Below are 11,180 nucleotides of genomic sequence, written 5' to 3'. Positions count from 1 at the left end.
GGCTGCCCGGCGGGCCGGACGCCGCAGTTCCGGCCCGCCCCGCTGACCACGCGCCTTTCGCGCACCTGACCGAGCCGAACGCCGTCCTCCACCGGGCGGCGATGCGCGCACGTTCCTCGCTGCCAAGGAGCGGTTCGAGGTGCATCTGCGGCCGGAGGGACGTGCACGCCGGGATGGCGGCCGGCAGCCGGCCGACGGACCCCGAGGCGGTGATGAAGGCGCTGGACGCCCTGGTCGGTTGGGGGAACTTGCGGGCCGACCCGGACACCTCGCGGGTGACGGCGGTCGAGAACTTCTGCCGCAAGCGGTTCATCTACCAGCTCACCCGCGCCGGTGAGGCGACCGAGGCGCGGTGCCGGCTGTCCCCGAAGCCGTCTCCACTCCATGCGTGCCGGCGGGATGGGCGGGAACGGATGGCGGTATGGACGGTGACGCGATGACAGGAGACGGCCGGCGCCGAACGGTTCGCCGGAGCGGGTTCGGACGGGCCTCGGTGACCCTCGGGGTGGTGGCGGCCCTGGCCTGGAGCGTGACCGCGTGCGGCACGGACGACGCGGGTGCCGATACCTCCGCATCCTCCGTTTCGGCGGGTGAAGGAGGCGGGAGGGGCACGGAGTCGCCGCCCGGAGGGTCCGGGAAGGGCGAGGACGGTGCGGCTGCCGCCGGAGGCGGCGGCGCTCTCGACGGGACGGGCGCCGGCGCGGACGGGCTCGTCCGGTGTGCCGCGAAGGATCTGAAGCCCGCGGTGGCGCAGGCCGACGCCGCGGCCGGGAACGTCTACTACGACCTGAAGCTGACCAACGTCGGCGAAGGGGCCTGTGAGCTCCGGGGGTTTCCCGGCGTCTCGCTGATCCAGCGGGACGGTGGGGAGATCGGCGAGCCGGCGGATCGTGAGGGAGAGCAGGGCACGGTCGTCGAGCTCGAGCCGGGGCAGGCTGCCCAGGCCACGCTGCACACCGTCAACAAGGGTGTCGCCGAGGCCGGATGCTGGAAGCGCCCGGATCTGCTCAAGGTCTATCCGCCGGATTCGCTGGACGCCCTGACGCTCCGTACGGATGCCGTCCGGGTGTGCGGGGACACCTTCACCGTCGGTGCGCTGAGCGCCTCCTCCTGACGCCGGGCGGCGGCAGGGCCTCGACCGGGGCGGATCCGTGCGGGGCACCTGCGGGCCCCGCACGGAGACGGTCACTTCTCTACGGGCCGGTTGCAGCAGTCGCTGAAGCTGCTGGTCACGCTCACGACGCCGGCGGTATGGGTCGTCGTACGCGGCTGCAGGTTCTGCAGTCTGAGGACGTTCACACGGATCACCTCCCCCTCGGATTCCGGGAAACCGCGCCCGGCGGGGATCCGGAGCGGGCGCTCGTTTCCCTCGATGGGCTCACCCAACTGCTCGCGTGCCGCCGGGGCATGGGTGAACGCCACCCGGATACCTCCGGTGCTCCGCCCGGCGGAAGAGTGGTGGAGGCTGCGGTGGTGCCGGCGGGAGACTGGTGATCCGCGTGCAGCCCCGGTGGTATGGCGGGTGCGGGCGCGGCCTGGCGTATGCATCGGCGGCGGGCAGAATGTGCGGGGACAGCGACGCTTGTGGACGCGCCCCGGCCTGCGCAGGGCGGCAGACGGGCCGGCGGGCGCCACCACGGGGAGGGGGCGTGTCGTGGCAGTGGGCTTCGTGCCGATCCTGCGCTTACGCATACCGGGTGGGAAGCCGGAGGCCAGGTCGGGGCTGCAGCGCGCCCAGTCGTTCATGATCCTGGCCACCCTGCTGTACCGGGCGAGCCACCTGACGGCCGGAGTCGTGGCCGTCACCAAGTACCAGCGGGACCGTCCGCTGCACAGCGCCATGCTCGCCGTGGCGCTGGGGCTGAGTGCGCTGAGCTACGGGACGGCGCTGCGGCACGGCTGGTTCCGCCGGTGGCATGTCTGGGTGGACGTTCTCGTCGTCGGCTGCGCGCTGCCGTTCGTCCTGTGGGCGGGGGGCGGAGTGCCGGAGCCCTCCACCATCGGATGGGCGATGCTGCTGGGCGGTTCCGCGAGCGCCACGGCGGCCATCGCCTTCGAACGCCTGCACGTCCCGGCCGCGGTGCTGCTCCTGGTGGTGACCCACCTCGTCGGCTACCAGATGGTGGGGGCCGGGCCAGCGGTCCACGTCGGGCACGTCAACTCGCTGCTTTCGTCCGCCGTGATGGCCTGGGTCTTCTGGTGGTACCTGCGTCGGCAGGGGCAGTTGCTCGACGACGCCAACGCGCGTGCGCTGGCCGCCGAGGCGCACAAGGCGCGCTATGCCGAACGGCTGGAGCACCACCGGAAGCTGCACGACACCGTGCTCGCCACGCTCACCACCCTCGCCGCCGGTGGCATCGACGCCAACGCCGCCCAGGTGCGCGAGCGGTGCGGGCGCGAGGCCGCGTACCTGCGCAGGCTGATCGAGCAGACCGCGGACGAGGTGCCCGAACGTCGCATCGGTGCGGCCCTGGAGGAGGCGGTCGGCTGCGCGGAGAGCCTCGGGCTGCGGGTGACGGCGCGTTACCACCGTCTCCCGGACGTGCCGCACGAGGTGGCCGCGGCGCTCGGTGACGCGGTGCGGGAGGCGCTGAACAACGTGCGGCGCCACGCCGGCACCGGTCACGCCTATCTCACGGCGGCCGGAAGCACGGAGGGCGCGGAAGGCGGGCAAGGAGGCGGGGAGGTGGTCGTCACCGTGGTCGACCGCGGGCCCGGCTTCGACCCCGAGCAGTACGCGCCCGGTATGGGTCTGCGCGGTTCGGTCTGCGCTCGCATGGCCGAGGTGGACGGCAGCGCGACCGTGGACACCGCACCCGGCGAGGGCGTGCGGGTGGAGCTGCGGTGGCCGCGCTGATCTCGGTCGCCGTGGTCGACGACGACCGGATGCTGCTCGACGGCATGCGGTCCTGGCTGGCCGGTGTGCCCGGACTGCGGCTGGTGGCGACCGCCGCGACGGTGGCGGAACTCCTCGGTGCGCAGGGCCCGGTACGCCCGGCGCCGGACGTCGTCCTCCTCGACCTGATGCTGCGGGACGACTCGGACCCGTCCGACAACATCCGCCGGCTGGTGGGCGCCGGGAGCCGGGTGCTGGTGATCAGCACCGTCCCGGACGGCCGCCGGATCGTCGAGTCGGTCCGGGCGGGCGCCGACGGCTACCTGACCAAGGACAACGATCTGCCGACGCTGGTCTCCGCGATCGAGGACGTCGCCGCGGGCCGCAGCGTCCACTCCCCGGAGCTCGCCTTCGCCTGCGCCCACGACGACGGCCCAGGCCGCCCCCGGCTCTCGCCCCGGGAGCGGCAGGTCCTCCTCGACTACGCCTCGGGCATGACGCTCAAGGCCACCGCGCGGCGCGCGGGCATCACCGCGCACACGGCGAAGGACTACCTGGACCGGGTCAAGGCGAAGTACCGGCAGGCCGGGCGCCCCGCCTACACGAAGATCGATCTGGCCCGGCGGGTCCGCGAGGACGGCCTCGAGGCGTAGCCGGCTCCCCGCGCAAGCCCCCCAAACAGACGGCTGGAGACAGGGGGAGCGCGTTCCTATCGTCGTGCCCGTCGGCGGCGCCGGACGGGAACTCCCCGAACCTGCGGTCCGGCGCCGACCGCCGCCTTCCGCGACCGGACGACGTCCCGGGCACGATCCGGTGCGCCGCCTGAGCGGGCACCCGGAGCCGGACCGTACGGGACGGCTCGCCCGGCCCTCGTGCGTCCCTGTGTCAGGAGAGGCAGATGACGACTCCCCACCTCGGCAGCGCTGCCACCGCCGGCCATCCCGCTCCTCGCAGGGGGCGCGTGCCCCTCGTCGGTCGGGTGGCGGAGCGGGAACAGATCGAGAGCGCACTGGCTGCGGCACGGCAGGGCAGCGGCGGGGCCGTCTTCGTCACCGGTGACCCCGGTGTGGGCACGACGCGGCTCGCTGCCGAAGCCGTCGACGTCGCAGCGGAGGCGCATATGGTCGCGGTGCGGGGCCGGGCGCGCGTGCTCGACGCGAACGCCGCGTGCCGGCAGGCCCCGTACCAGCCGCTGGTGGAGGCGCTGCTGTCGCTGGGCCGGGCCGGGCTGCTGCCCGGCCGCGAGGCCCTGGGGCCGTACGCGCCGGCGCTCGCCCGGCTGCTGCCCGACGCACGGGTTCCGGGTGCCGCGGCGTCTTCGTCGCTCATGGTCGCCGAGGCCGTGCTGCGGCTCCTCGCCCTGGTCGGCCGGGGCCGGGGCTGCCTGCTCGTGCTGGAGGACCTGCACGAGGCCGACCCGGCGACGCTGGCGACCGTGGAGTACCTGCTGGAGCACGTCGAACGGGAGCCCGTCGTCCTCCTGCTCACCGTCGGGCGTCAGGTGTGTGCCGCGGCGGGCCTGGCCTTCCGGGCGCGTCAGCGCGGCACGGCCACGACCCTCGACCTGCGCCCCCTGGACCGTGCGGAGGTGCGGCTTCTCGTCGCGGCCGAACAGGGGGTCAGCCCGGAGGAGGCCGACCCGGACGTCGTCGACCGGGCGGCGACGGACTGCGGCGGCCTGCCGTTCGTGGTGCGGGAGTGGCTGCACGACCACTCCCGCGGAGCTTCCGGCGCCGGGGCGCCGGCAGTGCCCGCAGCCGTGGTGGAGAGCGTTCGCCGCCGGATGGAGGGGATCGGCCCGGTGGGTGTGGAACTGATGCGTACCGGGGCGGTGTTCGGTGGGCGCTTCCCGGTGGCGGTGGTGCAGCATGCGCTCGGCTGCACGCACGCCGAACTGTCCGCGCTCCTGCACGAGGGCGTCGCCGCCGCGCTGCTCGCACCGCCGGGCGCAGGGGGAGCCCCGTGGTACGCCTTTCGTTACCCGCTGGTGGCGGGGGCGGTGCTCGGCGGCGTCGGGCCCGGCGAACGGGCCGGGTACGCGCGCCGCGCGGTCCGCGCCCTCGCCGACCTGTACCCGGCACTGCCCGGGGCGTGGTGCGGGCACGCCGCCGCACTGCACGAACGCGCGGGTGACGCGGCCGAGGCCGTCCGCCTGTACGGCGAGGCGGGGAGGCGGGCGCTGTCCGAGGGCGTGCTGGACCGGGCCGTTGACCTGCTCGCCCGGGCACAGGAACTCGCCGACGACGCAAGCACGCCCGAAGAGCGCGCGGACGTGCTGGAACTCCTGCTCGACGCCGTCGCCCGCTCCGGCAGGCTGGACCGGCTCCCCGCGTCGGCGACCGGCCCCACCTGCCCGGACGGCCTGGGTGTGCCGGCCCTGCGCAGGGCCGGGCTCCACGCGCGGCTGGCCGGCGTCGCGGACCTTGCGGGACGGCCGTCGGAGGCGCTGCGGCACCTGGACATCGCCCGCTTGCTGCTCGGGGACGCGCCCTCCGACGCCTGCGCCGCCCTCGTGGACGTGACGGCCGCGCAGGTGGAACTGAGCAGACGCGCCCCCGAACGGATGCGCACCGCAGCGGAGTTCGCACGCCGCGGCCTCGCGGCGGCCGGGCGCGCCGACCTCCCGGAACTGGCCGGGCGGGCACGCCTGGTGCTGGCGCGCGTGCTCCTGCAACGGGACGGGGAGGCCGCGGCCGGACACCTCGCACGGGCGCGCGTGCTCGCTCACACGCACCGGATTCCCGCCCTCGCGGCGGAGGCCGAAGTGGGTCTGGCCGCGATCACCTCACGCGTCGACGGAGACCTCACCCGACTCGAGGGGGCCCGGCAGGAGGCGCTGCACACCGGTGTCGTGCCGCTCGTCCACGAGGCCGACCTCCTCCTGGCCCTCGAACAGATCCAGCGCGGCGACTTCGAGTCGGCCGGAGGCCGGATCCGTGAGCGGATCGCCGATGCGACGCGGCTGCGGCTGGGGCGGTCCCTGGCCGAACTGTGGCTGGCGGAGGCGGTGCGCCACGCCCACCAGGGCCGACGGGACGACATGGAGGAGGCGCTGGAGGCCCTCGCCCCGCTCGTCGACGCGGCGCCGGGAGCGCTGCCGAGGTCGTACGGGCTGGCGCGCGCCTTCTGCGCGCTGCTGGAGGAGCGACACGACGTCGCCGAACGCGAGTTCGCGCACGCGCTCGTGTACGACGCGGAGAACCCGTCGAGCGGCGACTTCGGCCGGTACGGCATCGTCCTGCTGCTGGGGGTGCTGTCCGGGCGCATGGCGTGGCCGCACCATGCGAGCGTGGTGGCCGTCAGCGCCGCCGGCACGCGCTGGAACCGGCAGTTCGCGGGCATGGCGCACGCCGTGCTGCTGGGCCGTGAGGGCCGGGCGGGCGAGGCGACCGCCGCCGCGGCCGACGCCCTGGAGGCGGCCGCGCCGCATCCCGTGGCCCGCGCCCTGTGCCGGCGCCTCGTCGCGCAGTCGGCGTACGACCACGGTTGGGGCGCGCCCGTGGACTGGCTGCGGGAGGCGGAGGACTACTTCCACGGTGCGGGCGTCTCCGCGGTCGCCGGTGCCTGCCGGGTGCTGCTGCGGGGCTTGGGCGCGCCGGTCCGGCAGCGGCGTTCGGGCACCGGGAGCGTGCCCCCGGCGCTGCGCCGGTACGGGATCACGGCCCGGGAGTTCGAGGTGGCGCGGCTGCTCGCGGACCGGATCCGCAACAAGGACATCGCCGCCCGGCTGTGCATCTCCCTGCGCACGGTCGAGAAGCACGTGTCCAGCCTCCTGCAGAAGACCGGCCACCCGGACCGGGGAGCCTTCGCCGCGGCCGCCCGCGAGCTGCCCGGCGGGTTCGCCGGGGCCGGCGGGGCCGATGGGTCCTCCGGGTACGGCGGGTCCTGCTTCCCGGGACCGGGGTCCTCATGGGGAGCGCGGCGTTCCGCGCCGTGAGCAGGACCCCTCCGGGTCGCGCCGTGAGCAGGACCCCTCCGGGGAGGGAGGGGCCGGGCCGGCGCGGCGGTCTCGCCGCGCCGGCCCTCGCTCAGCCCACGGGGCTCGCGCCCGGAGCGCCGACCGGCATCCCCGAGTCCCGGCCCGCAGTCTCGGGCCGGGCCTCTCCGCCGTTTCCCGCAGGGGCGGGTGCCGCCAGGTTCGCCACCCGGTCGAACCGGTCGTCGAGGTCATCGTCCCCGTGGTGCACGACCAGCAGGCCGGCTCCCGCCGTCCGTTCCAGCAGCGTCCGCAGGACGAGTTCCCTGCTCTCCTCGTCCAGGTTGGCGAACGGCTCGTCGGCGAGGTAGAGGTCGGCCTCCTCGCACAGCAGGGCGGCGATCCCCACCCGTTGCCGCTGGCCGGACGACAGCTCCGAGGGCAGTTGACCGGCGAGGGCCTCCAGGCCCATCGCGGCCCGGAGCTGCTCGTCGGCGACGAGGTCCCGCACGGGGAGGGGCGGCAGGTTCACGGGGGCGGTCAGGCTCGCCACCCGGCGCGGCAGGGTCACCGTCCCGGTGTCCGGGGCGAGCGTTCCGGCGATGAGGTGCAGGAGCGTGGTCTTCCCGCAGCCGTTGGGGCCGCGGAGCAGCACGCGTTCGCCGGGGGCCAGCGTGAAATCGGCGACCGAGACCTCCGCCCCGTCGCCGAAGCCGATCCGCGCCCCGCCGACCACGACCAGGGCGCCGTCCTCGTGGTAGGGGACGGGCCGGGACGCGCGCAGCGACTCGATGCGCTTCAGCACGGCGGCACTCCGGCGGGTCTGCGGGATCATGTTGATGAGGTCGAAGATGCCGGTGACCGCCCGCCACAGCGAGTTGACGAAGGCGAGGAAGCTGCCGAACGTCATCCTGCCGGAGAAGACGAAGAACGCGCCGATGATCATCGAAGCGGTGTCGGACAGGTTCATCACCAGGTCGCTGAGGGTCCGCTGCTTCAGCGCCAGCCGGTAGTTGACGAAGGTGAGGCCGAGGAAACCGCGGAGTGCCTGTCGGTTCACCGCGCGGGTCCGGGGCTGGAGCATGACCAGGCCGCGGAGGGCATGGAAGGACTGGAGTGTCCGGGTCAGCTTCTCGATGTACCCGGCCTCCGCCTCCCGCTCGGGGTCGGTGTTGGTCTCGATCTTCTTGGCGAGACGGTTGCTGACGAGCACCAGCGGCGGCACGATGATCAGCAGGATGAGGCTGGCCTGCCAGGACAGGTACAGCAGCACTCCGATGAACACCACGGACGCGACGGCCTGTTTCGCGATGCGGATGCAGACGTCGATCGCCGGAAGGACGCCCTCGTGGGCGTCGTTGTGGATGCGGCTGACGTAGGACGCGCTGCCCTTCTCCGACATCGTGCGCCCGTCGAGGGCGAGGGCCCGCTCCAGCAGCTCCGTCTGCAGCACCAGCATGAACGCGTTCTCGCAGTGCTTGCGCCACGAGGAGGCCCAGTAGCCGCCGATGTTGAGGGTGAGTCCCAGGGCCAGGTAGCCGCAGCCGAGGAGCAGGAAGCGCCGGAAGTCGCCGGCCACGATGGCCTGGTCGAAGAGCGCCTTGAGCATGAGCGGATGCAGCAGGGCCTCCAGCCCGCTCATCGCCGTCTCGGCGAGCCCGACCAGGACGAAGCGGGTCCGATGCCCCCGCAGCGTGTACCACAGCTCGTTCACGAGGCCACCTCGTCCAGCAGGAAGTCGCCGCCGCCGCCGTGATTGGCGCGGTGGAGGGCGCGGAGCACGCCCGCTGAGCCCGTCGAGTAGTCGCAGGCGCAGCGCAGCAGGCCCTCGCCCGGAACGCCCAGGAGGGTCACTCCTTCGGGACGCGGGAGCGCGAAGCGCTCGGCGGGCTCGAAGAGGAACACCTGCCGGACGAAGTCGAGCTGCCGCAGGGCGGTGTCCCGGTACGTCGTGTCGCCGGTGGCCTCTGCCGCGTCGAGCAGGGCGTCGGCGACGCCGCTGAGCCCGAAGGTGTATCCGGCCAGTACCGACTGCCTGATGTCCAGCCCCCGCAGAATCGTCCGTGCGGCGTCGGTGTCGCCGTAGCGCAGCAGCACCTGCGCCACGCCCGCCGAACCCACTTCGACGTAGGGCTCCAGGGTGCCCTCGTGCTCGAACATGACCAGGCCGTCCTCGAGGGGCTTGACGTGGGCCATCTCCCAGGCAAGTGCGGCCCGTCCGAGCTTCAGCCAGCGTTCCTCGCCGGTCACCTGGTGCATCCGCAGCAGGAACATCGCCACTCCGGCCTGGCCGAAACCGAGACCGGTGAAAGGGTCGTCCTTCGTGAAGTCGTTGAGCCAGTAGGCGTGGTCGCCCTCGCGACGGACGGTGGCCTGCAGCGCGTCGGCGCTTTTCCGGGCGGCGGCGAGATCGCGGGGGTCGCGGCTGCGCAGGAAGAAGCGCAGGTTCGTCATGCCCAGGCCGGCGAGGCCGTAGTAGAAGGTGTAGTCGTCCCCCTCCGAGGCCCGGGCGTTGGCCTGGGCGAGCAGCTCTCGGGCGTGCGCCTTCAGACCGAGCGAGTCGGCGGCCCAGGCGATGCCGGACAGGCCGCTCATGAGGCCGTCCGGGTACCCGGACACGTCGAGGTCCGAGAGCCTGTCGTCGAGCCAGCCGCGCCACTCGGGCCGTATCGGCACACCGGAGGCGTGCAGCGCCCACAGCACCCCGCTCGCGCCGAAACCGAGGCTCAGCGGATTGCTGATGTGGGCGAACGGGTCGACGGGGAAGAGGGTGGGCAGGGTGGGGTCGGCGACGGCCTCCACGAAGGCGGCGACGCCCCTCTCGGCGTCCAGCAGTCCCGGGTCGCCGGTGACCACGGGCTTCCGCGGTGGTGCGGCACGTACCTGGGCGAGCAGGCTCTCCTGGTCCGCCAGCTCCTCGACGATCTCGGGGAGACCGATGCGCGCCGCCGCCAGGCCGGTGATCAGCTCGTGGATGCGGGCCGGCCAGCAGAGCTTGTCGGTGAAGATCCGGTAGGCGTCCAGGACGTCGGTGCGCAGGTGGGACATGGCCGCGATCGGGAAGACGAAGTACGCCATGGTGGTGGCCAGCCCGAACAGGTCGCCCTCGGTGCCGTGCTTCTCGAACAGGCTGCGGGAGAGGCTGAATCCCGGGGTGAACAGCTCGACGGGCTTCTCCAGTTCCTCCTCGCCTTCCTCGCCGCCCGCCCCGGTTTCGGAGAGCCGGCAGGCCTCCAGGTCGACGATGGTCACCTCGTAGGTGTCCGGGTCGATGAGCAGGTTGGCGGCGGTGAAGTCGCCCAGGATCACGCCGCGTTCGTGCGCGGCGTGGATGGCACGGGCCAGTCCGCGGAAGACGGTCAGGTACATCCGCAGGAAGTGCCGGGACTTCTCGATGTCGAAGCCCGGCCGGGCCAATGGGTTGTGCTCGAGGAGGACGGAACGGATGTCGGAGCCGTCGACGAACTCCTCGGCGATGTAGGCGTGCTCCCAGTGGCGGAACGTGGCGATGGGCGCCGGGTAGGAGCCGACGTCGGAGAGCCGGTTCAGGAAGGTCCACTCGCGGGCGAGGATGTCCACGGCGTCGTGGTCGCGGCGCGGATTGACGTTCGTGTGGGGGCGGGCCTCCTTGAGGACCACCTGCCGGTCGCCGTGCGCGGTGTCCTCGGCCGTGTACACGCCACCGCTGTTGGAGAACTGGAGCGCGCCGGTGACCCGGAAGCGGCCGTCCAGCAGCTCCTCGTCCTCGGTCTCGTCCGCGGGTTTCCAGTCGTCGAACGGCCAGGGCTCCCACCAGGGCTGGGAGTAGACGGGGCGGCGGTCGTCGGCGACGGGTCCGTCCGGCGAGACGATGTGCGGCATCCGCCGGCCGAGCGCATCGACGGAGTCGGTGGGAAGGAGCTGGCCGTAGCGGAAGTAGAGCGCCTTGTTGTCCCGGTACCGCATGTCGGAGAGCACGTACGGGCCCTCGGCGCCCTCCAGGATGCCGTCGAGGTCGGACAGCACCTTCCGGAACTCGTCGACGTCCCGGGGGTAGACGGTGATGAACTTGCCACCGCTGCCGCGGGACATGGCCTTGGAACTGAGCATCTCGAAGATGTTGAGATCCAGAGCGATCTTGAAGTCGACCTCGTGCGCCGTCAGGTACGCGAGGGCCGACGCGGCGACCTCGCGTACGTTGCGGTGGTTCGCGGAAACGTGGATCTTCCAGCCCTGATCGGGAAGAGAGGGGTTGAGCCGGTGACTCCACCAGATGCCGTGCCGGAGGAACCGCGCCCGCACACGGTCGTCCAGCGTGGTCAGGAAGTGGTCCTTCCGCGGCTCGTAGTGCGACTCGAGCGGGTCGAAGAAGAGCGTGTCGTTCCAGGCGAAGAGGAATCTGTTGACCCAGCGTTCGTTGCGCATGTCGACCTCTGTGTGGTCCGGGTG

Annotated in this window: 8 protein-coding genes; 5 read left to right on the top strand and 3 right to left on the bottom strand. The window is 73.1% G+C overall.

What is annotated here, in order from left to right; translation table 11 throughout:
* Positions 1-2: 2 nt before the first annotated feature.
* On the top strand, positions 3-440 hold the full coding sequence (locus RM572_RS05885; RefSeq protein WP_311672304.1) for a DUF2397 family protein: 438 nt from the start codon (positions 3-5) through the stop codon (positions 438-440).
* Complete coding sequence (locus RM572_RS05880) at positions 422-1,114, top strand: DUF4232 domain-containing protein (protein WP_311672211.1); 693 nt, start codon at positions 422-424, stop codon at positions 1,112-1,114. Before RM572_RS05885 ends, RM572_RS05880 begins: the two co-directional genes overlap by 19 nt.
* A gap of 71 nt (positions 1,115-1,185) precedes the next feature.
* On the opposite strand, the gene RM572_RS05875 is transcribed toward RM572_RS05880, so the two are convergent.
* Positions 1,186-1,422, bottom strand: coding sequence for a class III lanthipeptide (locus tag RM572_RS05875; protein ID WP_311672210.1), 237 nt, complete (start codon positions 1,420-1,422; stop codon positions 1,186-1,188).
* 232 nt (positions 1,423-1,654) lie between these two features.
* On the opposite strand from RM572_RS05875, the gene RM572_RS05870 reads away from it, so the two are divergent.
* The 3 genes from RM572_RS05870 to RM572_RS05860 all read left to right on the top strand — a co-directional run bounded on the left by RM572_RS05870 (position 1,655) and on the right by RM572_RS05860 (position 6,773).
* Positions 1,655-2,857: a sensor histidine kinase gene (locus tag RM572_RS05870; protein WP_311672209.1), complete on the top strand. Its 1,203-nt coding sequence runs from the start codon at positions 1,655-1,657 to the stop codon at positions 2,855-2,857.
* Entirely contained in the window at positions 2,845-3,489 is a 645-nt protein-coding gene (locus tag RM572_RS05865; RefSeq protein WP_311672208.1) for a response regulator transcription factor, read from the top strand. The genes RM572_RS05870 and RM572_RS05865 overlap by 13 nt, the downstream gene beginning before the upstream one ends.
* 245 nt (positions 3,490-3,734) lie before the next feature.
* Complete coding sequence (locus tag RM572_RS05860) at positions 3,735-6,773, top strand: helix-turn-helix transcriptional regulator (protein ID WP_311672207.1); 3,039 nt, start codon at positions 3,735-3,737, stop codon at positions 6,771-6,773.
* A gap of 91 nt (positions 6,774-6,864) precedes the next feature.
* Here RM572_RS05860 and RM572_RS05855 read toward each other — a convergent pair whose 3' ends face one another.
* Positions 6,865-8,466, bottom strand: coding sequence for an ABC transporter ATP-binding protein (locus RM572_RS05855; RefSeq protein WP_311672206.1), 1,602 nt, complete (start codon positions 8,464-8,466; stop codon positions 6,865-6,867).
* The gene (gene lanKC / locus RM572_RS05850; RefSeq protein ID WP_311672205.1) at positions 8,463-11,156 is read right to left on the bottom strand and encodes a class III lanthionine synthetase LanKC; all 2,694 of its coding nucleotides are present in this window, start codon (positions 11,154-11,156) and stop codon (positions 8,463-8,465) included. The genes RM572_RS05855 and lanKC overlap by 4 nt, the downstream gene beginning before the upstream one ends.
* Between the last annotated feature and the right edge of the window lie 24 nt (positions 11,157-11,180).

The organism is Streptomyces hazeniae (assembly GCF_031845485.1).
GTDB classification, from domain to species: Bacteria; Actinomycetota; Actinomycetes; order Streptomycetales; family Streptomycetaceae; genus Streptomyces; species Streptomyces hazeniae.
This window is presented reverse-complemented; position numbering and strand designations above follow the sequence as displayed.

Excerpts from the sequence above, each read along its gene's own strand:
- RM572_RS05880 (WP_311672211.1), top strand. The coding sequence starts at position 422 with ATGGACGGTGACGCGATGACAGGAGACGGCCGGCGCCGAACGGTTCGC.
- RM572_RS05860 (WP_311672207.1), top strand. The coding sequence starts at position 3,735 with ATGACGACTCCCCACCTCGGCAGCGCTGCCACCGCCGGCCATCCCGCT.
- lanKC (WP_311672205.1), bottom strand. The coding sequence starts at position 11,156 with ATGCGCAACGAACGCTGGGTCAACAGATTCCTCTTCGCCTGGAACGAC.